Origin of the sequence: Acinetobacter sp. YH12070, assembly GCF_013419625.1 — a bacterium.
In the GTDB taxonomy this organism is placed as follows: domain Bacteria; phylum Pseudomonadota; class Gammaproteobacteria; order Pseudomonadales; family Moraxellaceae; genus Acinetobacter; species Acinetobacter amyesii.
On the sequence record NZ_VOZT01000037.1, the window covers coordinates 1 to 22,628 of the forward strand.

At 43.0% G+C, this 22,628-nt stretch carries 22 protein-coding genes; 17 read left to right on the forward strand and 5 right to left on the reverse strand.

Going from position 1 to position 22,628, the window contains the following annotated elements; genetic code table 11:
* Positions 1 to 184 precede the first annotated feature (184 nt).
* Positions 185 to 541 (reverse strand): hypothetical protein, encoded by a 357-nt coding sequence (locus FTU17_RS11585; RefSeq protein WP_180135552.1) that lies wholly within the window; start codon positions 539 to 541, stop codon positions 185 to 187.
* 567 nt (positions 542 to 1,108) lie between these two features.
* On the opposite strand from FTU17_RS11585, the gene ndhC reads away from it, so the two are divergent.
* The 16 genes from ndhC (at position 1,109) to FTU17_RS11665 (ending at position 18,218) form a co-directional block, all read left to right on the forward strand.
* Positions 1,109 to 1,657, forward strand: coding sequence for an NADH-quinone oxidoreductase subunit A (ndhC, locus tag FTU17_RS11590; RefSeq protein WP_078191106.1), 549 nt, complete (start codon positions 1,109 to 1,111; stop codon positions 1,655 to 1,657).
* Positions 1,658 to 1,663: 6 nt separating this feature from the next.
* A complete protein-coding gene (locus FTU17_RS11595) occupies positions 1,664 to 2,341 on the forward strand; it encodes an NADH-quinone oxidoreductase subunit B family protein (RefSeq protein WP_078191105.1) in 678 nt (225 codons plus the stop codon).
* Between the two features lie 87 nt (positions 2,342 to 2,428).
* Positions 2,429 to 4,216: an NADH-quinone oxidoreductase subunit C/D gene (gene nuoC, locus FTU17_RS11600; RefSeq protein ID WP_078191104.1), complete on the forward strand. Its 1,788-nt coding sequence runs from the start codon at positions 2,429 to 2,431 to the stop codon at positions 4,214 to 4,216.
* A gap of 14 nt (positions 4,217 to 4,230) precedes the next feature.
* The gene (gene nuoE / locus FTU17_RS11605) at positions 4,231 to 4,740 is read left to right on the forward strand and encodes an NADH-quinone oxidoreductase subunit NuoE (protein ID WP_078191103.1); all 510 of its coding nucleotides are present in this window, start codon (positions 4,231 to 4,233) and stop codon (positions 4,738 to 4,740) included.
* Positions 4,737 to 6,068: an NADH-quinone oxidoreductase subunit NuoF gene (nuoF, locus tag FTU17_RS11610; RefSeq protein WP_111884890.1), complete on the forward strand. Its 1,332-nt coding sequence runs from the start codon at positions 4,737 to 4,739 to the stop codon at positions 6,066 to 6,068. Before nuoE ends, nuoF begins: the two co-directional genes overlap by 4 nt.
* An 11-nt stretch (positions 6,069 to 6,079) precedes the next feature.
* A complete protein-coding gene (gene nuoG / locus FTU17_RS11615) occupies positions 6,080 to 8,758 on the forward strand; it encodes an NADH-quinone oxidoreductase subunit NuoG (protein WP_180135554.1) in 2,679 nt (892 codons plus the stop codon).
* Positions 8,759 to 8,761: 3 nt separating this feature from the next.
* The gene (gene nuoH, locus FTU17_RS11620) at positions 8,762 to 9,778 is read left to right on the forward strand and encodes an NADH-quinone oxidoreductase subunit NuoH (protein WP_078191100.1); all 1,017 of its coding nucleotides are present in this window, start codon (positions 8,762 to 8,764) and stop codon (positions 9,776 to 9,778) included.
* 18 nt (positions 9,779 to 9,796) lie between these two features.
* Entirely contained in the window at positions 9,797 to 10,339 is a 543-nt protein-coding gene (gene nuoI, locus FTU17_RS11625; protein ID WP_078191099.1) for an NADH-quinone oxidoreductase subunit NuoI, read from the forward strand.
* Positions 10,339 to 10,857 carry an NADH-quinone oxidoreductase subunit J gene (nuoJ, locus tag FTU17_RS11630; protein WP_171262661.1) on the forward strand — a complete coding sequence of 173 codons (519 nt, stop codon included), beginning with the start codon at positions 10,339 to 10,341 and terminating at the stop codon, positions 10,855 to 10,857. The genes nuoI and nuoJ overlap by 1 nt, the downstream gene beginning before the upstream one ends.
* Positions 10,857 to 11,165: an NADH-quinone oxidoreductase subunit NuoK gene (nuoK, locus tag FTU17_RS11635; RefSeq protein ID WP_067665227.1), complete on the forward strand. Its 309-nt coding sequence runs from the start codon at positions 10,857 to 10,859 to the stop codon at positions 11,163 to 11,165. The genes nuoJ and nuoK overlap by 1 nt, the downstream gene beginning before the upstream one ends.
* Complete coding sequence (nuoL, locus tag FTU17_RS11640; RefSeq protein ID WP_180135556.1) at positions 11,162 to 13,051, forward strand: NADH-quinone oxidoreductase subunit L; 1,890 nt, start codon at positions 11,162 to 11,164, stop codon at positions 13,049 to 13,051. The genes nuoK and nuoL overlap by 4 nt, the downstream gene beginning before the upstream one ends.
* Position 13,052: 1 nt before the next feature.
* Positions 13,053 to 14,666: an NADH-quinone oxidoreductase subunit M gene (gene nuoM / locus FTU17_RS11645; protein ID WP_078191096.1), complete on the forward strand. Its 1,614-nt coding sequence runs from the start codon at positions 13,053 to 13,055 to the stop codon at positions 14,664 to 14,666.
* A gap of 3 nt (positions 14,667 to 14,669) precedes the next feature.
* Positions 14,670 to 16,214 (forward strand): NADH-quinone oxidoreductase subunit NuoN, encoded by a 1,545-nt coding sequence (gene nuoN, locus FTU17_RS11650; protein ID WP_078191095.1) that lies wholly within the window; start codon positions 14,670 to 14,672, stop codon positions 16,212 to 16,214.
* Positions 16,215 to 16,340: 126 nt separating this feature from the next.
* Complete coding sequence (gene upp / locus FTU17_RS11655; RefSeq protein ID WP_078191094.1) at positions 16,341 to 16,976, forward strand: uracil phosphoribosyltransferase; 636 nt, start codon at positions 16,341 to 16,343, stop codon at positions 16,974 to 16,976.
* Between the two features lie 85 nt (positions 16,977 to 17,061).
* Entirely contained in the window at positions 17,062 to 17,355 is a 294-nt protein-coding gene (locus FTU17_RS11660) for a cold shock domain-containing protein (protein WP_168378567.1), read from the forward strand.
* Positions 17,356 to 17,462: 107 nt separating this feature from the next.
* Positions 17,463 to 18,218, forward strand: a complete 756-nt coding sequence (locus tag FTU17_RS11665) for a cold shock domain-containing protein (RefSeq protein ID WP_180135558.1) — start codon at positions 17,463 to 17,465, stop codon at positions 18,216 to 18,218.
* A 28-nt stretch (positions 18,219 to 18,246) separates the two neighbouring features.
* On the opposite strand, the gene gigC is transcribed toward FTU17_RS11665, so the two are convergent.
* Positions 18,247 to 19,131 (reverse strand): LysR family transcriptional regulator GigC, encoded by an 885-nt coding sequence (gene gigC / locus FTU17_RS11670; RefSeq protein WP_078191091.1) that lies wholly within the window; start codon positions 19,129 to 19,131, stop codon positions 18,247 to 18,249.
* An 85-nt stretch (positions 19,132 to 19,216) separates the two neighbouring features.
* Between gigC and FTU17_RS11675 the strand changes: the two genes are divergently transcribed.
* Positions 19,217 to 19,978, forward strand: coding sequence for a ferredoxin--NADP reductase (locus FTU17_RS11675; protein WP_180025850.1), 762 nt, complete (start codon positions 19,217 to 19,219; stop codon positions 19,976 to 19,978).
* A 431-nt stretch (positions 19,979 to 20,409) separates the two neighbouring features.
* Here FTU17_RS11675 and FTU17_RS11680 read toward each other — a convergent pair whose 3' ends face one another.
* The 3 genes from FTU17_RS11680 to FTU17_RS11690 are packed head-to-tail and all read right to left on the reverse strand — an operon-like array spanning position 20,410 to position 22,576.
* The gene (locus FTU17_RS11680; RefSeq protein WP_078191089.1) at positions 20,410 to 21,153 is read right to left on the reverse strand and encodes an amino acid ABC transporter ATP-binding protein; all 744 of its coding nucleotides are present in this window, start codon (positions 21,151 to 21,153) and stop codon (positions 20,410 to 20,412) included.
* Positions 21,150 to 21,833, reverse strand: a complete 684-nt coding sequence (locus tag FTU17_RS11685) for an ABC transporter permease subunit (protein WP_168378570.1) — start codon at positions 21,831 to 21,833, stop codon at positions 21,150 to 21,152. The genes FTU17_RS11680 and FTU17_RS11685 overlap by 4 nt, the downstream gene beginning before the upstream one ends.
* Entirely contained in the window at positions 21,833 to 22,576 is a 744-nt protein-coding gene (locus tag FTU17_RS11690) for an amino acid ABC transporter permease (RefSeq protein ID WP_168378571.1), read from the reverse strand. The genes FTU17_RS11685 and FTU17_RS11690 overlap by 1 nt, the downstream gene beginning before the upstream one ends.
* Positions 22,577 to 22,628: the final 52 nt, after the last annotated feature.

The window sequence follows — 22,628 nt, forward strand, 5'->3', positions numbered from 1 at the left end:
TACTTCATGTACAACCATCATTTTAAAGGCGAAGCTATAATCACGTTGTGTGCGTTTAACTCGTTGTTCTTGTGCATGTTCCATAAAATAAGTCTCTTAAGGTGTAAACTTATTTCAGGACGGGACAAGTGGTACATATAAAAAGCCATTCAATTTGAATGGCTTTTTTACATCAGGTTTTTATTTATTCGGTAATCGTTGCATCAGGTTCAATAATGGGTTTGCCATTTTTCAGAGCAGCAAGGGCATCTGCATTGAAATCGATGAGTAAAGAGTTGTTTTTAGCATCGATAGAATAATTGCTAATGAGTTTTTGGTCGCCGTTTAGGGTTTCAAGTTTATATTCATCTACAATATTCATAATCCCGCTAAGGTTGGTGGTTGCAGAAGCTAAATCTTGACGTAATAACTCATAGATATCACGTAAATCAAAAATGGCATTTTGAGCATCAGGATGCTTATCTAAGTAGTTTTTAATATGGTGAATCACCAATTGCGCAGATAGAAAATAATCAGGTTTATGCGTAAATTCTAAAGTCATTATTGTCTCTCCGTTGTGATTGCTTTTTGTGTTTTAACTACAAATATCACACTCTTTATAGGTCGTGTCAAAGAATTGCAAAAAAGCCACAAGAAGCTAAAAAAATGCCTTTTTACATAGAATCAATACAGCTCGGTTTTTATTTTAAGAACAGACCAAAATCAGAGGAGGTGAATAAACAAACAACAAAGTTGAGGTGGGGGAGTATTTATTTAATAAATGACACAGTTGATAAAAATGCGGCAAATTTGCTGTGTATGTTGAGAAATGAGGGGTTTGTTCATAAAACTGAACAGTCATAATTTTCTGATAAAATCACATAAATGTAATAATTAATAAAAAAATACGATCTAATCTAATTAAGCGATTAATCCTAATTTTAAGGGAGTAAACCCAATTTAAATGCTGAAATGATTAAAAAATCATCCTAAAGACGAATACCGATAAGCTAGCAAGAAGCCTCCTCAATCAGGTACAATTGGCGGGATTAATTTTGTGTTTGGTGTATTTGAAGGCCAATACATACATTCTTTGTTAATAAATAGGCCTGCCAGGAGTTATCCCCGCATGAGTGCCATTACTCCATACGATTGGGCAATTATTGCCTTCGTGATCGGCGTTACATTCCTTTGCGTCTTTATGCTGACCGTCCCTTTACTCCTTGGGGGTAAATCATGGGGTCGTGCTAAGCAAGAGCAGTTTGAGTCAGGTGTAGTAGGTGCTGGTGGTGCACGTATTCGCTTGTCTGCGAAATTCTATTTAGTTGCAATTTTCTTCGTCGTGTTTGATATCGAAGCACTTTATCTTTATGCATGGTCTACTTCTGTTCGTGAAGCAGGCTGGTTTGGTTTTACAACCGTGGTTATTTTTGTGGTCGATTTATTGATTGCTTTAATTTACGCGGTAAAAGTAGGTGCATTAGATTGGGCGCCTTCTGATAAGCGTAAAGCTGCAGGTAAAGCGTTGAAAATTGGTTCACCAAATATGGACATCGCAGAAATCACACGCTTTAACTCTATTGAAGAGTTGGTTATGGACCCTACAGGTCAAATTCCAGCGCAATCATCTGGTCGTGTGAAATCTAAGTCACCGACTGCATCATCTGACAAGGAGTAAGACGGGATGAAATATACATTAACCCGTGCGAATCCGGATGCTGATCAATATCCACTTCAAGAGCGTCAAATCGTTACCGATCCGCTTGAAGAAGAAGTGAATAAAAATGTGTTCATGACTCGTTTAGAGGATGTTGCACATACAGCAGTAAACTGGGGTCGTAAAAACTCAGTTTGGCCGTTCAACTTTGGTACATCTTGCTGCTACGTAGAGTATGCAACGACTTTAACAGGCGTGCATGACTTGTCACGTTTCGGTGCCGAGGTTATTCGTGCTTCACCACGTCAGGCTGACTTGATGATTGTTGCAGGTACATGCTTCATGAAAATGGCGCCTGTAATTCAACGTTTGTACGAGCAAATGCTTGAGCCTAAATGGGTAATCTCAATGGGCGCATGTGCAAACTCTGGTGGTATGTACGACATTTATTCAGTTGTACAAGGTGTGGATAAAATCATCCCTGTCGATGTGTATATCCCAGGTTGCCCACCACGTCCTGAAGCTTTAATTCAGGCATTGATGTTATTGCAAGACCAGATTCAACTTGAGCGCCGTCCTTTATCGGCCGTGATTGGTGATGATCTTAAGCCAGTGTATAAGCCAAAGATGATGCCAGAACGTGACCGTAAGAACGCACAGCGTATTGCAGTGAAAAACTTACGCTCAATGGATGAAATTAAATAATCACTGCGACGAAATATTGATACACCCGGACTGGGTGTAATTGTCGTTTTGATTGACTGAATTTGTATTAAATAGGAAGCCAAGCCAATGGCTGAAACTGACATTGCTATGCCAGAATCAACTCCAGTTGATTCCCGCCCTGCATTTGCAATTGTAGAAGAGCTCAAAACCAAATTTGGTGAGAACTTCTACGTGCAAACGACTTTTGAAGACTTTCCAACAGTCTGGGTTGAGCGCGCACGTGTACAAGAAGTTTTAATGTTCTTGCGTACGGTGTCACGTCCATACGTGATGCTGTTTGACTTGTCTGCGGTTGATGAGCGTTTACGTACACACCGCGATGGTCTGCCTGCATCTGACTTCACTGTGTTCTATCACTTGTTATCGTTAGAGCGTAACAGTGATATTCGTATCAAGGTTGCATTAGCTGAGAATGATGTAAACATTCCAACGGCAACCAATATTTGGCCGAATGCCAACTGGTACGAACGTGAAGCTTACGACATGTTTGGTATCAACTTCGAAGGGCATCCAATGCTCCGTCGTATCTTGTTGCCAACATATTGGGAAGGTCACCCGTTACGTAAAGAATATTCTGCACGTGCGACCGAATACACGCCTTATCGCCAAAACCAAGCGAAACAGGATTACGAACAAGAACATCTTCGTTTCGTACCTGAAGATTGGGGTATGAAGCGTGGGAACGATGATGAAGACTTCATGTTCCTAAACTTGGGTCCTAACCATCCATCTGCGCACGGTGCCTTCCGTGTGATCTTGCAGTTGGACGGTGAAGAAGTGAAAGACTGTGTACCTGACATCGGCTATCACCACCGTGGTGTGGAAAAAATGGCTGAGCGTCAAACATGGCACTCATTCATTCCGTATACAGACCGTGTTGACTACTTAGGTGGTTGTGCGCAAAACATGCCTTACGTTCTTGGCGTAGAGCAAATGGCAGGGATTACCGTTCCTGATCGTGCACAATGTATCCGTGTCATGATGTCTGAATTGTTCCGTATCAATAACCACTTATTGTTCATTGGTACTGCGATTCAGGATGCTGGCGGTATGACCCCAGTATTCTATATGTTCGCTGACCGTCAAAAAATCTATGACGCGATCGAAGCGATCACGGGTTACCGTATGCACCCAGCATGGTTCCGTATCGGTGGTACAGCGCACGACTTGCCAAACAACTGGCAGCACCTCATTCGCGAAATCCTAGATTGGATGCCGAAGCGTATGAACGAGTATTACACTGCAGCACTTAAAAACTCAGTGTTTATCGGTCGTACCCGTAATGTTGCTCAGTATGATGCTAAATCTGCATTGGCTTGGGGTGTAACGGGTACTGGTCTACGTGCTACAGGTATTGATTTCGATGTTCGTAAATACCGTCCTTATAGCGGCTACGAAAACTACGACTTCGATGTGCCTTTAGAGTACGAAGGCGATGCTTATGCACGTGTTCTTGTTCACTTCCGTGAAATTGAAGAATCACTGAAAATCATCAAACAATGTTTAGACAACATGCCTTCTGGTGCATACAAAGCAGACCATCCATTGGCTGTTCCACCACCAAAAGATAAAACTTTACAAGACATCGAAACATTGATTACGCACTTCTTGAGCGTGTCATGGGGTCCTGTAATGCCAGCAGGCGAAAGCTCTGTAATGGCGGAAGTGGTAAAAGGTGCGTCGAACTACTACTTGACTTCAGATAAGTCAACGATGAGTTACCGTACACGAATCCGTACACCAACCTTCACGCACTTACAGCAAATGCCTTCTGTGATTAACGGCAGCTTAATGTCTGACTTAATCATTTATTTAGCGACAATTGACGTCGTAATGGCTGACGTGGATCGCTAAGGGGTAATCGCATTATGATGATTTTGACTGACAAAAAACCACGTGTGAACGTTGAAGGGATTTTAACTGCGGAAGAAATCCACGATATCGAACATCACATTGGTCACTATCCGTACCCACGCGCAGCATGTCTTGATGCGTTGAAGTGTGTACAACGCCGTAATGGCTGGGTAGATGATGCACAGATGAATGCTATTGCGCAATTGCTTAGCATGAGCCTTGCAGACCTAGAAGGTGTTGCTACTTTCTATAACCGTATTTACCGTCAACCAGTTGGTCGCCACGTAATTTTATTATGTGACTCGATTGCTTGCTTCTTGATGGGTGCGGAAACACTTGCTGAAGCATTCCAGCGTGAATTAGGCATTTCATTTGGTCAAACGACTGCAGATGGTCGCTTTACTTTATTGCCAATTTGCTGCCTAGGTAACTGTGACAAAGGTCCGACGTTAATGATTGACGAAGACACTCACGGTCTAGTTGAAGTGACTTCAATTAAACAGTTATTGGAGAAGTATGTATGAATACTGAACCAAAACCAATTTATGGCGACGGTAACCCAGAAACTCACCCATTAACTTGGCGTTTGAGCAAACAGGAACACGTTCGCAGTGCAGATGATTACGAAGCACTTGAAGGTTATGCAGGCTTTAAGAAAGCTGTTGGCATGCAACCGAAAGAAGTGCTTGAAGTGATCAAAGCTGCGACTGTAAAAGGTCGTGGTGGTGCGGGCTTCCCTGCAGGGATCAAATGGTCGCTTATGGCGCCAAATGATAACTCAGGCCCTCGTTACCTCATCTGTAATGCCGATGAAATGGAACCTGGTACCTTCAAAGACCGTCTGTTGATGGAAAAACTTCCTCATCAGTTGATCGAAGGTATGTTGATTGCTGCTTATACATTAGAAGCAACACAGGGTTATATCTTCATCCGTGGTGAATACATCGAAGCGGCTCAATACTTAAATGAAGCATTGGACCAAATTCGTGCCAAAGGTTACTTGGGTGAAAACATCTTAGGTACAGGTTGGAACTTCGAGTTACACGTGCATACCGGTGCGGGTCGTTATATCTGTGGTGAAGAAACTGCATTGATTAACTCGCTTGAAGGTCGCCGTGCGAACCCACGTACTAAACCGCCATTCCCACAAGTTGCAGGTGCTTGGGGTCGTCCTACGATTGTTAACAACGTAGAGACTTACAACAACTTACCCGCAATTATGCTTCGTGGCCCTGAATGGTATATCGGTTTATCTGAAGGTAAGTCGAAAGATCCAGGTACTAAAATTTATGGCGCTTCAGGCAAAGTAAAATTCCCAGGTCTTTGGGAACTTCCATTTGGTACAACTGCGCGTGAAGTGATTGAAGATCATGCGGGTGGTATGCGTGATGGTTTAAAACTCAAAGCATGGTTACCGGGTGGTGCTTCTACAGACTTCCTTGCTGCTGAACATATTGACCTTCCTATGGATGCTGAAAGCATCATGAAAGCAGGTTCACGTTTAGGTACGTGTTTGCTCATGGTAGTCGATGAAACTCAGTGTATGGTTTCTGCGACACGTAACTTAGAAGAATTCTTTGCGCGTGAATCTTGCGGTTGGTGTACACCATGCCGTGATGGCTTACCTTGGGCGGTTAAAGCGCTTAAAGCCTTGGAAGATGGCACAGGTAAGAAAGAAGATATCGATCACTTACAAGAACTTACTCGTAAGCTTTGGATTGGTAAAACTTTCTGTGCGCATGCTCCAGGTGCGATGGAACCGTTAATGGGCGCACTCAAACATTTCCGTGGCGAGTTTGAAGCTAAAGTCGTAAATGCGGCAGCTCAAACTAGCAACGTAGAACAAGCTTAAGGAATTCGACTATGGCTACAATTCATGTCGATGGAAAATCGTATGAAGTCAACGGCTCAGAGAACTTGCTACAAGCATGTCTTAGCCTTGGCATCGACATCCCATACTTTTGTTGGCATCCATCCTTAGGTTCTGTCGGTTCTTGCCGTCAATGTGCTGTGACTCAATACGCGAATCCTGAAGATACTCGCGGTCGTTTAGTTATGTCATGTATGACGCCTGCATCTGACAATACCTACATCTCGATTGAAGATGACGAAGCAAAAAATTTCCGTGCTTCTGTTGTTGAATTCTTGATGACCAACCACCCACACGACTGCCCAGTCTGTGAAGAGGGGGGTCATTGTCATTTACAAGATATGACTGTAATGACTCAGCATGACCGTCGTCGTTACCGCTTCACAAAACGTACGCATTACAACCAAGAGCTAGGCTCTTTCATTTCTCATGAAATGAACCGTTGTATTGCGTGCTACCGTTGTGTGCGTTACTACAAAGATTATGCAGGTGGTACAGACTTTGGTGTGTATGCAAACGCTTCGCGTGTTTACTTTGGTCGTCCAGAATCAGGTACTTTAGAATCTGAATTCTCTGGTAACTTGACTGAAGTGTGCCCAACAGGTGTATTCACAGATAAAACTCACTCTGAACGCTATAACCGTAAATGGGACATGCAGTATGCGCCAAGCGTATGCCAAGGCTGTTCTTCAGGTTGTAACATCTCTCCAGGTGAACGTTATGGCGAACTACGTCGTGTAGAAAACCGCTTTAACGGTGACGTGAACCAATACTTCCTTTGCGATAAAGGTCGTTTCGGTACAGGTTATGTGAACCGTGAAGATCGTCCACGTCAACCACAATTCCGTTCTGGTGCAAATGTAACTACAGTTTCTGTAGACCAAGCATTGGATACCGTAATTGAAAATATCCAAGGCAAAAAAGTATTGGGTATCGGTTCACCACGTGCATCACTTGAATCAAACTTCGCGCTTCGCGAACTTGTAGGTCAAGACAACTTCTCAACGGGTATGTCTCAAAAAGAGCAAAAACTTGTTGAACTTGCAGCTTCTATTATGCAAACCGAAGGTGTTTATAACCCTGGTATGCGTGAAATCGAAAGCTACGATGCTGTGTTGATTTTGGGTGAAGATCTGACTCAAACTGCGCCTCGTATGGCTCTATCTGTTCGCCAAGCTGCGAAAAATAAAGCTAAAGAAATGGCTGCAGAGCGCCGTACGCAAGAGTGGTTGGCTGAACCTGTACAACGTATTGCTCAAGATGCCAAATCTCCGATTTACATCCTTGCTGCAACTCAAACACGTTTAGCTGATGTTGCAACAGGTGAAGTTGTTGCATCACCTAACGACATTGCACGTTTAGGTTTTGCGGTCGCTGCTGCTGTCAAAGGTGAAGTGATCTTAGGTTTGGATGACGATGCAAAAGCATTTGCACAAACCATTGCTGACACTTTAAAAGCTGCGAAAAAACCATTAATCATCTCTGGTACAAGCTTGCAAGACGCATCAATCATGGAAGCTGCTGCACAAGTTGCACAGAACCTTGGTAATGCGGGCTTAACATTGACTGTTCCTGAAGTGAACTCAATGGGCTTAGCGATCTTTGGTGGTCAAAGCTTAGAACAAGCATTTGCACAAGATTACGATACCGTGATCGTGGTGGAAAATGACCTTTATCGTCGTTTACCAGCCGCTCAGGTGAATGCTGCACTTTCTGGTAAAGAAGTGATTGTACTTGATCATTCTGAAACTGAAACTGTGAAGAAAGCCAACATCGTACTTTCTGCTGCTTCATTTGCTGAAGGTGACGGTACTGTTGTCTCTCAAGAAGGCCGTGCACAACGTTTCTACCAAGTGTATGACCCAAGCTACTATAAACCTGAACTTGCGATCAAAGAATCTTGGCGCTGGTTACATGCCATTGAAACTGGCGTGAAAGGCAAAGCCATTTCTTGGACACTTCTTGATGACGTGATCGAGTCAGTGGCGAAAAACGTTCCTGCACTTGAAGCGATTCAAGATGTCGCACCAGATGCTGGCTTCCGTGTACATGGTCTGAAAGTGGCACGTGAACCACGTCGTTACTCAGGTCGTACGGCAATGCGCGCACCACTTTCTATTCATGAACCAAAACAACCAGTCGATAAAGACTCTGCGTTGACGTTCTCTATGGAAGGTTATGTAGGTAACCAAACTCCAGCTTCACTTGTACCATTTGCTTGGTCTGCGGGTTGGAACTCTCCACAAGCTTGGAACAAATTCCAAGACAACGTGGGTGGTCACTTAAAAGGTGGTGATGCAGGCGTTCGTTTATTCGATCGTTTAGCGAAACGTCCAGCACGTACTTTCGTTGCACCTGCACCTGTTGCGGTTAATGGTGAAAGCTTCCGTCTTGTACCGATGCATCACATCTTCGCTTCTGGTGAATTTACAGTGAAAACACCTGCGATGGAATCACGTATTCCTGAAGCAATGTTTGCTGTGGGTGAGCAAGATGCAGCACGCTTAAATATTCAAGATGGTCAACGTATCGCTGTGAAAGCAGGGGATGCTGAAATCGTCCTTCCAGTTCAAGTGATTGAATACTTACCTACAGGTTATATCGGTTACCCAGTGGGTCTTGCACCTACAGTATCGCTTGCAGAACCTGTTTCAGTCGCGGTAGGAGTGTAATTCATGGAACAAGAATTAATCCGTCAAACGCCGCTGTGGGCTGAAAACTGGCCAATCGCCTATTCAGTTCTTCAAGCAATTGTGATCTTACTGGTTGTGGTATTGATCGCTGCGTTGATGTCTTTTATTGAACGTCGTTTACTCGGCTTGTGGCAAGACCGTTACGGTCCGAACCGTGTAGGTCCGGGCGGTATGTTCCAGATTGTTGCCGACATGCTGAAAATCATGTTCAAAGAAGACTGGACACCAAAATTTGCTGACAAATTGACTTTCCGTATGGCTCCAGCAGTGGCGATGGCAACTGCGGTGCTATCGTTCATGGTTATTCCTGTTTCACCTTATTTAGGTGTTTCAGACATGAGCATCGGTCTATTGTTCTTTATGGCAATGGCTGGTATTGCGGTATACGCAGTATTGTTCGGTGGTTGGTCATCAAATAACAAATACGCATTACTTGGTGGTTTACGTTCTGCTGCTCAAACCATTTCTTATGAAGTGTTCTTGGGTATTTCACTAATGGGTGTGGTTGCGATTGCAGGCTCATTCAACATGCGTGAAATTGTTGAAGCTCAACGTGATGTTTGGTTTGTTATTCCTCAGTTCTTAGGTTTCTTGATCTTCGTGGTTGCGGGTGTTGCGGTAACTCACCGTCATCCATTTGACCAACCAGAAGCAGAACAAGAATTGGCGGAAGGTTACCATGTCGAATACGGCGGTATGAAATGGGGTATGTTCTTCGTTGCGGAATACGTCAACGTAGTACTGATCTCTGCATTAATCGTGACTTTATTCTTCGGTGGTTGGTTAGCGCCTTTCAACCTAGATATTCCATTCATTCCAGCTGCATTCTGGTTCATTATTAAAACAGCATTCTTTGTAATGATGTTTGTCTTGGCTCGTGGTTCTTTAATGCGTCCACGTTATGACCAAGTGATGAACTTTGGTTGGAAAATTTGCTTGCCATTGGCGTTGGTTAACCTTCTGGTAACTGGTGCTGTGATTCTGATGAATCAGGCCTAAGACAGCAGGGAGAATAAAATGTTTAAATTTCTAGCTGGATTTGGGTCAATTGTACGTTCGTTGTGGATGGTATTCTCACACGCGACACGTAAACGTGACACCATTTTATATCCAGAGGTTAAAGCGGAAGACATCGTACCACCACGTTTCCGTGGTCGTATCGTGTTAACGCGTGACCCTGATGGTGAAGAGCGCTGCGTTGCATGTAACCTTTGTGCGGTTGCATGTCCAGTCGGCTGTATTTCACTACAAAAAGCTGAAAAAGAAGATGGTCGTTGGTATCCGGAATTTTTCCGTATCAACTTCTCACGTTGTATTTTCTGCGGTATGTGTGAAGAAGCATGTCCTACGACTGCGATTCAAATGACACCTGACTTTGAGTTAGGTGAGTATGTTCGTCAGGACTTAGTATATGAGAAAGAAAACCTTCTTATCTCAGGTCCTGGTAAATACCCAGACTATAACTTCTACCGCGTAACAGGTATGGCTGTTGCTGGTAAAGATAAAGGTCAGGCTCAACGCGAAAGCACACCAGTTGATGTACGGAGTCTATTACCATGATGTGGCCATTTTATTTGATGGCGCTTGTGGCCATCGTCTCTACCGTTCGTGTTGTAACTAACACGAACCCAGTACACGCTTTATTAAGCTTGATTATTTCTTTACTTGCAGTTGCAGGTATCTTCATGATCGTGGGTGCGCCGTTTGCCGGTGCCCTCGAAATTATCGTTTACGCTGGCGCAATCATGGTGCTATTCGTATTCGTCGTGATGATGCTGAATCTTGGTCAAAATACAGTTGAACAAGAAAGCAAATGGCTGACTTCTTCAGCGTGGGCATATCCTGCGTTGATGAGCTTCCTAATGGGTCTAATCCTTGTTTGGATGTTGAAGTCAGACTACACAACTGCTGGCACTGTCATGGGTGCTCAAGTTGTCGGTCCGAAAGAAGTGGGTACTTCACTCTTTACTCAGTACTTATTGCTGGTTGAAGTTGCTGCGATGTTATTGCTTGGCGCACTTGTCGCTGCATTCCATCTTGGCAAACGTGAGCCAGGTGCAGAAGAGGACAAAGAATAATGGGCAACATCCCTTTAGAACATGGTTTGATCGTTGCAACCATTCTTTTTGCACTGGGTTTTTACGGTGTGATGGTTCGACGCAACCTACTATTTATTTTAATGAGCCTTGAAATCATGATGAACGCTGCTGCTTTAGCGTTCGTTTTGGCAGGAAGCGCATGGGCACAGCCAGATGGTCAAGTGATGTTTATCTTGATCTTAACGCTTGCTGCAGCAGAGGCTTGTATCGGTCTTGCGATCGTCCTTCAGTTCTATCATCGCTTCCATCATCTGGATGTGGATGCTGCTAGTGAGATGCGCGGATGAGTTATTTATATTTAACAGTACTTTTCCCGCTAATTGGTTTTATCCTGTTGGCGGCAGGTCGTAAAAATCTTCCTGAATCAGTTGCTGCAATTATTGGTGCAGGTTCAGTTGGTCTTTCAGCTTTATTTGCATTAATTGCCGGTATCGACTTTGTTAATAATGGTTCAGTTGCAACAACTCAGCATCTTTGGACTTGGTTCAGTGCAGGTAACTTAGCACCGGGCTTCACGCTTCATTTAGATGGCTTATCATTATTGATGATGGGCATGATCACAGGTGTGGGTTTCTTAATTCACATCTTTGCAACATGGTACATGCGTGGCGAAGAAGACTTTGCACGTTTCTTCTCATACTTCAACCTATTCGTAGCAAGCATGCTGCTTTTAGTGTTGGGTGACAACTTAGCGTTGTTATTCCTCGGTTGGGAAGGTGTAGGTCTATGTTCATACCTATTGATTGGTTACTACTACCAAACACCTGCAAACGGTTTTGCTGCAATTAAAGCATTCACTGTGACACGTGTGGGTGACGTATTCCTGCTGATCGCATTGTTCTTGATCTACCAACAATTCGGCACTTTAAACATTGCAGAAGTTGTAGCTGCTGCGCCAACAGTTTTGGCTCAGAGTTCTTCGATTGCGATTTGGACTGCATTGATGTTGTTCTTGGGTGCTGCAGGTAAATCTGCTCAGATCCCATTACAAACATGGTTGGCAGATGCGATGGCTGGTCCTACACCAGTATCTGCATTGATCCACGCAGCAACAATGGTAACAGCGGGTGTTTACCTATGTAGCCGTATGTTCAGCGTGTTTGAACAAGCGCCAGAAGTGATGATGTTCATCTCAATCACGGGTGCAGTGACATTGTTAGTAGCAGGCTTTGCTGCATTGGTACAAACAGACATCAAACGTATTCTTGCTTACTCTACTATGAGTCAGTTGGGTTATATGTTTATGGCTGTAGGTGCTGAAGCTTACCAAGCTGGTCTATTCCACATGCTGACTCACGCATTCTTCAAGGCATTATTATTCTTGTCTTCTGGTGCTGTGATTTTGGCTTACCATCATGAACAAAACATCTTCAAGATGGGTGGTCTATTCCACAAAAACAAATTCTTGTTTGCTTGTTTCTCGATTGGTGGCGGTGCATTGGCTGCGATTCCATTCATCACGATCGGCTTCTTCTCGAAAGATGCGATTCTTGGTGCGGTATGGGTGAAAGGTCAAGCAATAGCAGTTTATGACTGCTTGTACTGGACTGGTGTAGCAGGTGCGTTCTTAACTTCAATTTATACATTCCGTCTTATTTGGGTTGTATTCTTTGGTAAAGAAAACACGCCTTACCACGAAATCAAAGGTGTTACTTACTGGGGTCCATTGGCGATTCTTGCAGTGCTTTCAACTGGTTTAGCTTATGTCTTAAAAGCACCAGTAACGAATATTTTAAATGCTGCACAAATCCCAGCGTTTAATATTCCAGAAGCACTAGAACACGGTATGCATAGCGCTGAATATACAGCAGTTGGTATTGCACTTGCAGGTCTTGCAGTGGGTGTGGTGTTATTTGCCTTTGCTTATGGTGCAGTGAAATCGTTCGCGAAAACTTCACTGGGCGCGGGTCTTGCAAATATCTGTCGTAATGCACTTGGTTTCGATGCTTTGTATAACATTGTTTTCGTTAAGCCTTATTTGCTACTGGCTAAAATCTTTGGTCGTGATCCAATTGACGGCTTATGGCTTGTATTGCCTGCACTTGTTAAAGGCGGTAATAGCTTTACAAGTTCACGTCAAACAGGTTCATTGCGTGAATACGCATCTAGTATGGCATTCGGTACGTTTGCATTACTATTGATCCTGGTCGTGATTCAGGTCGTGGGGAAATAAAATGGAAACTCCAAACAATTTAATTCTACCCGCTCTGATCCTTATTCCGTTCATTGCAGGTTTTGTATGCTGGCTTGTCGATAAACTCGACAAGCACTTACCACGCTATATTGCCTTAATTGGTATGCTATTAACGTTGGTGTTAACCGTCGTTTTATGGCAAAGCGGTACTTATAACTACGAGTTGGGTACACAGGCTCCACAGTGGGCTGCTCAATTTAACCTACCGTGGATTACCACTTTAGGGATTAACATTCACCTTGCGGTGGATGGTCTTTCACTGCTTATGGTGGGTTTAACTGCATTACTGGGTGTACTTGCGGTCGGCTGTTCATGGGGTGAGATTCAAAAGAACGTTGGTTTCTTCCACTTAAACCTACTTTGGTCTTTAGGTGGTGTGATCGGTGTATTCTTAGCGATTGACATGTTCCTATTCTTCTTCTTCTGGGAGATGATGCTGGTACCAATCTACTTCTTGATCGCACTTTGGGGTCATAAAGGAGCAGAAGGTAAGTCACGCGTTTACGCTGCAACTAAATTCTTTATCTATACTCAGGTTGCGGGTCTGATCATGTTGATCGGTATCTTGGGTCTAGTGGTTGTTGGCTTCCAACTTCACGGTCAAATCAGCTTTAACTATGACTTCTTGATGAGTGTTGCACACACTGTTGAGGCGAAAGCTCCAGCACTTGCGTATGCATTCATGATCTGTATGTTCATTGGTTTTGCGGTAAAACTTCCAGTTTTCCCTTTACACGGCTGGTTACCAGATGCACATGCGCAAGCACCTACAGCGGGTTCTGTCGACCTTGCAGGTATCTTGATTAAAACTGCGGCTTATGGTCTTTTACGTTTCGTTATTCCATTCTTCCCAGTAGCATCTGCTCAGTTTGCTGACATCGCGATCATTCTTGGTCTAATCGGTATTTTCTACGGTGCATGGTGTGCATTCCAACAAACAGACATGAAACGTCTGCTTGCGTACACATCTATTTCGCACATGGGCTTCGTACTTCTTGCTTTGTATGCAGGTAACATCCTGACATTCCAAGGCTTAATGATTATGATGCTGGCTCACGGTCTATCTTCTGCTGCATTGTTCATTATGTGTGGTCAGGTTTACGAACGTCTGCATACACGTGACATGCGTTTGATGGGCGGTATTCGTGGTCAGTTCCAATACCTTTCATTCTTCTTAATGTTCTTTGTTGCGGCACTTGTAGGTATTCCGGGTCTAGGTAACTTCATCGGTGAATTCCTGATCTTGATGGGTTCTTATGACAAGTTCCCTGTGTACACAATCCTTGCTGCAGTAAGCTTAGTATTTGCCGGCCTTTACGGTTTAATCCTGATCCACAAAGCATTGTTTGGTACACCAAACGAAGAACAAAAACAGCATTACGCAAATCCGTTGAAAGACTTAAATGCGCGTGAAGTTGTGATTCTTTTAATCTGTGCTCTTGGTCTAGTATGGCTTGGTCTATTCCCACAAACTTTCCTTGATATTTCAAATTCAAGCATGGCGTGGATTGCAAATAGCTATATCCCAGTTCAAGAAGTCGTTGATGTTGTGCAGCAGATTGCTGTACAACCTGAAAATGTGGAGATGCAATAAGCCATGGACTTCACAATGTCATTTTCTGAGCTTATGCCATTAGCTCCTGTGATGATCGTGGCTTTAACTGCGATCGTCGTGATGTTGCTAATTGCAATCAAGCGTAACCACAATTTAGTTGCAACGACTTCCGTTATCGGTCTGAACCTTGCAGCCTTTTATATTATTTTTGTTTTCGTTGCAGGGCAGTATGCACCTGCAAACGTAATGAATTTGTTCATCGTAGATCCATTTACGATGTTGTACCAATTCGTGATTTTGATTGCAGCACTTGCTTGCTGCACATTGTCACATGCGTATATCGAAACCTATAAAGATAACCGTGAAGAACTTTATATCTTGATGCTGTGCTCTGTAACGGGTGCATTGTTAATGGTTGCAAGTTCGCACTATGCGTCTTTCTTTATCAGCCTTGAACTAATGTCGATTCCTGTATACGGCCTATTGGCTTATACACACCAACGTTCACAGTCGCTTGAAGCGGGTGTGAAATACTTGGTGCTTTCAGCAACTGCTTCTGCGATGTTGTTGATGGGTATGGCTTATGTATATGCGTACACAGGTACAATGGCATTCGTTGCTGAACCAGGCAAAATGTTCACAACATTCAGCCAACCGGGTGTAGTCCTTGGTCTTGCACTGATTGTTTTTGCTGTTGCATTTAAATTGTCTCTTGCGCCATTCCACAAATGGACACCAGACGTGTATGCAGGTGCGCCAGCGCCAATCGCGACATTCTTAGCGACTGTGGCTAAAGTGGCAATGATCGGTCTATTCGTTCGTTACTTCTTGGCTTCTGGCTTAATCCTTTCTGACAGCTTCATCACGATCGTGACCATCATTGCAGTATTGTCTATCCTTGCGGGTAACTTACTAGCAGTACGTCAAGTGAACTTGAAACGTATCCTTGCATACTCTTCAATCGCTCACTTTGGTTACTTACTTGTTGCGATTGTCAGTGCACGTAATACTGACTTTGTTCAAGTACAAGGCTTTGCAACATTCAGCAGCGTCAACGTCTATGTGATTACTTATGTATTAACAACGATTGGTGCGTTCGGTGTTGTGACACTGATGTCTAGCCCTTACAACAACAAAGACGAAGCAGGTAGCCTTGCGGAGTACCGTGGTTTGTTCTGGCGTCGTCCAGTGTTGACTGCAACACTGACTGTCATGATGTTATCTCTTGCAGGTATCCCATTAACAGCTGGCTTTATTGGTAAGTTCCTTGTGATCAAAACAGCGGTTGCTGGTGGTTCATGGTTCTTAGCTGCGATGGTGATCCTTGGTTCAGGTATCGGTTTGTACTACTACCTACGTGTGATGATTGTGATGTACATGACTCCACCGGAAAACCCACGTATCGATGCTGTCGATCATTGGGGTCAAAAAGTGGGTGGTATTATGGTGCTTGGTGCAGCTGCTCTTGTGTTGTTGATCGGTGTATATCCAGATCCAATCATTGCAGTTTCTCAAGTGGCATACTTTGCAATCTCACCTGAATTACAACAGTTCATTTTTAGCTTAATTCAAAGTGGTTTTAACTAATGAATTAAGTAATTAATTTGCTTATTACAAAAAAGCCTCCTGTAAAGGGGGCTTTTTTATTTTTATCATTTGTTAAATAGCTTTATAATGGTCGAAATTTTATCTTAACCTTTTAGGTGTTCTCCCGTGGCTATCCATGAAATCCGTCATCCGCTTATTCGACATAAACTCGGCTTACTTCGTCGTGCAGATATTAGTACTAAAAACTTCCGTGAGCTTGCTCAAGAAGTGACAATGCTTCTGACTTATGAAGCAACGAAAGATTTACCAATGGTCGATCATGAAATTGATGGTTGGAATGGTAAAGTAACTGTAGATCGTATTGCCGGTAAAAAAATAACAGTCGTACCGATTTTACGTGCAGGTATTGGTATGTTGGATGGTTTCTTAAACCTGATTCCAAGTGCGAAAGTATCTGTATTGGGTTTAGAGCGTGATGAAGAAACTTTAGAAGCGCGTACTTACTACAAAAAATTAGTACCAGACGTACAAAACCGTTTAGCGATGATTATTGACCCAATGCTTGCAACGGGTTCATCGCTCGTTGCTGCTATTGACGTTCTAAAAGCCAGTGGTTGTAAAGATATTCGTGTCATGGTGCTTGTTGCAGCTCCAGAAGGCATTAAACGTGTAAATGAAGCTCATCCGGACGTAACGATTTACACAGCATCTGTAGACCAAGGTTTAAATGAAAACGGTTATATCGTTCCTGGTCTTGGCGATGCAGGCGATAAAATTTTCGGTTCAGTTCAAAAAGACTAATTTTTGCATCATGAACAGAAAAGGGGCTTTTATAGCCTCTTTTTTATATACTAAAGACATTGGCATAAATGGAATAGGGTACTTTATGAAGTCCGAACAATATAAAGGTAAAGTGAAGCAGTACAATCCTGAAAAGGGCTTTGGCTTTCTTTCATGTGAAGAAGGTGATGTATTTTTCCATATCTCTGACTTTCCCGCAGATGGTGTCGAACCAAAACGTAATGATCGCGTGAAATTTAATGTGGTGGAAAATGGAGATCGTTATAAGGCCATTAACATTGAGCGTGAAGAAGACAAATCTGCAAAAGCTAAAAAATCTAAAGTCGTGGCAAATAACCAGTCGATTACTTCAGCTTTGCTTTCAAATTTGCGTAAATAATGTGATTGTAAGATTTCATGGAAATCATTGAAATCGAAAAGAGGTCTATAGGGCCTCTTTTTTTATTATCATAAGAGTATTAAAAGAAAAGATGAGAGACAATTTTTATGTTTAAAGAGGGGAAAATCAAAAGCTATAACGTTGAGCGCGGCTTTGGATTTATACAACAAGATCAAGCAAAGGATTTATTTTTTCATATTCGTGATTTTCCTAGCCGACACATCGAACCACGTGTTGGAGAAAATCTCAAATACAGGATTGAAGAAGATCAAGGTAAATTTAAAGCTGTAAATATCATCCGTTTAGATTTGAAAAAAGAGCAGCCCACTCATGAACAGATAAATCCGTCATTTGGATCAATGTCAGATCGAGTAAACGATCAAGTTACTCCTCACGATATAGCCAAAGGCACAGTTTGGGGCAGTAAAATCTTCAGCATGATTGGACTCATTGTGATTCTAGTTTTAGCTGTGGCTGTCTATAGTAAATATCAGCAGTACCAAGAACAGAAGCAACTACATTTACAACAGCTCATGCAAGAAAATGAAAACATCGTAAAAGAACAACGTAAAGCACAGGGGGATTTGCCCGATCGGGTGCTGTCTGAGCAAGGTGAAAAAAATCTATATGGCACAGGTTCTAGTGAATTACGTAAAGACCCAATTGTGATTCAGGCAGATGAACAACCTACTGTTGTAGCGCCCACAAAAACAGAGCAGGCTAAATATAAATGTGATGGGCGTACACATTGTAGTCAGATGCGTTCTTATGATGAAGCTGTGTTTTTCATTCGTAATTGTCCAGGTACAAAAATGGACGGAAACAACGACGGAATACCTTGCGAACGACAATTTAATAAATAAGAAAAAGCGCCATTAGGCGCTTTTTTATTTAGACAGATTTTTCACAAAATTGCATAAAGGCTTTGAGACCCGGTCCTTGGTATTTCTGACGATGTACCAACATGAATAATGGACGGGCAAGTTGCCAAAACGGCGTATCTAAAACCACCAATTGACCTTTTTCACGTAAAGGCTCAATTGCCAGTTTAGAAATACATGACATACCAAGACCACCTGCCACGATTTTTAGAATGGCTTCGTTATGACCCAAGGTTAAACGAATATTGGCATCTGGCAGGTCTTTTAAAATTGCGTTATCAAATACTTCACGTGTGCCTGAACCTTCTTCACGTAAGATCCATTCCACGTTATCAAAGTCAGCCGCAGTGAGTGCACGATCCAGCTTCGCTAAAGGGTGCTCTGGTGAACAGCACACCGCAAGTTCATCGTCACGCCAGTGAATACATTGTAGCTGTGGCAGGTGGCATGAACCTTCAATTAAGGCCAAATCCAACTGAAATTGGTTTACCGCTTCAATCATTTGGCGGGTATTGCCGACTTGAAGTTGTAAATGTGCTTGAGGTTGAATTTGTAAGAAATCTGCCATGAGGTCTGGCATCAAGTAGTCACTGATGGTCAGGGTCGCGCCCAAACGTAGATCAATACTTTGTAGTTCGCCTTTCGCTGCTTGTTCAAAAGCTTCACAGCGTCCTAAAATTTCCAAAGCTTGTGGCAATAAAAAACGACCCAAGTCATTCAATTGCAAGCGTTTACCAAGTCGGTCAAACAGTGGAGCACCGAGACCATCTTCGAGGTCTGCCAATGCCATACTTGCTGCACTTTGAGTAAGTTTGACAGCATCACTGGCTTTGGTAACGGTACCTTCTTGAGCGACTGCTACAAAAACAGCCAACTGGCGTAAAGTCATGCGCATGAATCAGGCCTTAACATTTAAAAAATATTAATAAATTATGCTGTCATGCTAACATGAGCACAGTCTGTCACGCCACGTTCAAATCATGTCAATTGAAAAATTTAGCTTAGAAAAGGTTTTATCTGTACACCGTTGGACCAATACTTTGTTCAGTTTTACCATGACACGTCCTGCGCATTTTAAATTTACCGCTGGTCAGTTCGCACGAATTGGTTTGAAAGTGGGCGATGAATTGGTGGTTCGTGCCTATTCTGTGGTGTCGTCCCCCTTTGATGAAACTTTAGAGTTTTTCTCTATCGTCGTTCCTGATGGTGCGTTTACTTCAAATTTGCAGCATCTACAAGTGGGCGATGAGCTGTATTTAGAAAAAGTTCCATATGGTTTCCTTACCTTGGCGCGTTATCAGTTGCCATTGCCAAAGGACTTATGGCTGTTGGGAACAGGAACGGGTCTAGCACCATTTTTATCGATGCTACAAGACTTTGAAACGTGGTCTAAATACGAAAAAATTAATTTAGTCTACAGTGTGCGCACCGTATCAGAACTGGCTTATATAGAGCGGATTCAAGAAATCGCTGAGACCTTTGGCGAAGGGCATACGGGCTTCAAATTTATTCCTATTGTGACACGTGATCCAAATGCGCCGCTGCATGACCGTTTACCAGTTTTAATTGAAAATGGCGAGTTAGAACAGGCGGCAGGCTTAGCGTTTAATGTGGAAACGACGCATGTCATGCTGTGTGGTAATCCACAAATGGTTGATGACACCAAGGCAGCATTAAAGGCGCGTGGTTTGACTATGAACCGTCGTGGTGAAGGCAATATTGCGGTAGAAAATTATTGGTAATCTGCCATGAAAAAAAGCTCATCGATGGATGAGCTTTTTTATTTTCGGAAATTAAATAACTGATGTTATGCATGCAAAAGTAATTTTGCATTTTTAAAATGATTTTTAAGCCAATTCGACGGAGTCTTACATCAAGGGAATGAATAAAGGGATTAGCCTTCGGCTGGAGGTACTCTTACGAAGCACGCTTCTCATTAGGCAAAATGAGAAGCGTGCTTCGCAAGGAAACCATCTTGCGGTGCAATGCACCTCACCGACAAAACTCGTTCACAAGCGTCTAATTATCTAAAGTATCGCAAAAACATTTTTGATTAGAAGAATTCCTATCTCAAACACTTGCGGATGACGTTACCGCGTATCGTACTTTTATTTTGAATCAAATTACGCTTCTGATGTTACTGCGTAACATCAGTTAAATAAACGTTTTGATGTTAATGCAGAATTTTATTTAAGAACTGCTGCGCTCGTTCACCACGAGGGGCATTAAAGAAATCATCTTTACTGCAGTCTTCCACAATTTTTCCTTGATCCATAAAGATCACACGGTCCGCAACCTGACGCGCAAAGCCCATCTCATGGGTTACACACATCATGGTCATACCTTCTTTGGCAAGACCCACCATCACATCAAGCACTTCGTTAATCATCTCTGGATCAAGTGCCGAAGTTGGTTCATCAAACAGCATGGCAATCGGGTCCATACTGAGCGCACGTGCAATCGCAACACGTTGTTGCTGTCCACCTGATAACTGTGCAGGGAATTTAGCGGCATGCGCACTTAAACCCACACGGTCTAAATAAGCCAAGCCTTTTTTCTTGGCTTCGGCTTCTGATCGACCCAAGACTTTAACCTGCGCAATGGTCAGGTTTTCGGTAATGGATAAATGTGGAAAAAGTTCAAAGTGCTGGAATACCATACCGACACGACTACGCAATTTATTTAAATCGGTTTTTGGGTCATTAATGGAAATTCCGTCGACTAAAATCGTACCGGCCTGAAAAGGCTCAAGTCCATTAACGGTTTTAATGAGCGTTGATTTGCCTGAACCTGAAGGTCCACACACCACAACCACTTCACCTTGTTTAATTTGAGTCGTGCAATCGGTAAGCACTTGAAAATCTTTATACCATTTACTGACATTTTGGAGGTCAATCATCGTTTTTTGATCGGTCATACACTTAACCTCCGTTGTAATTTTTTAACTGCATAGGTGGCGATCATACTAATAGTGAAATACACCAAACCGGCAAACAGAATGTATTGAGTTAACAATGACATGAGATCGCCTCGAACATAGTTGGTGCGGAAAAAGTCTAAGAGCCCGATGGCATAAACCATGGTTGAATCTTGGAACAGAATGATGGTTTGCTGTAAAAGCAGTGGCGTCATTTTGCGAAAGGACTGCGGCAAAATAATTAAGCGCATCGCTTGGCTATAGCTCATACCGAGGGCATAAGCTGCAGAAGTTTGACCTTTAGGAATCGATTGAATCCCGGCACGGACAATCTCTGAAAAGTAAGCGGCTTCAAATAGCATGAAGGCCACGATACTCGACACGAGGGCAGTATCAATCGTCAGATAGTTACCTGTGATCCCTGTGTAGATAAAGGGTACGGCAAAGTAGAACCACATCAGCACCAAGAGCAAAGGAATAGAACGAAAAAGGTTCACATAGCCTTTAGCAAAAATATTAAATACTTTAATCGAGGACAGGCGCATCAACGCCAATAAAGTCCCAATAAAGACACCACCAATGGTTGCCGTGATCACCACTTTTAGCGTGATGCTGAAACCATGCCATAGCGCAGGGCCAGACGCTTGAAGGTCTTGAATAAAAGAACTGAGCCATTCCATTATTTATCTCCTGCAATTAAGCCAGGAACGCGTAGGCGTTTTTCCAGAAAATTCATGAAACCAATTAAACAGATATTGATCACGATGAAAATAATGGTGACATAGGTATAAATTTCGATGGTGTTTTGCGTGTATTCACTGATGGTTTTCATCTGTGAAATGATTTCTGCAACACCGACCAAAGACGCGACTGAGGTGTTTTTGACACAGTTGGTCAACTCAGAGCTGAGAGGCGGCAAAATCGTGCGGAATGACTGCGGTAAGATCACATAGCGATAAAGTTGAGTCGTGCTAAATCCCATGGCATAACCAGCATTGGTTTGCCCCAAAGGAAGCGCTTCAATACCTGTCCTGACTTGTTCACAGACCCGTGCAGCTGTAAAAAGACCCAAACCGACACTTGCAGAAATTAAGGCGGTCGTATTTGCTCCAAGGTCATTCATCCACCAGCTTTTAATCGCAGCAGGGAGGAAGTTAGGTACAACATAGAACCAAATAAACAGTTGAATCAATAAGGGTACATTTCGGAAAATAGTCACGTAGGCCGTACCAATACCTCGTGCTACAGGACTCGGTAGGGTACGCATAATACCCAAGATGCTGCCGAGCACCATCGCAATGCTCCATGCCACCAAAGCGATGACAAACAGCCAGCCGATTCCAATTAAAATCCAATTCAGGTAGGTCGAATCACCTACACCAGTAGATTGGAACAGCACACCCCAATTCCAGCTATAATTCATAGGAACTCCCTATAATGAGCTTAAGCCAAAATCCGTTTGGCTTAAGCATCTT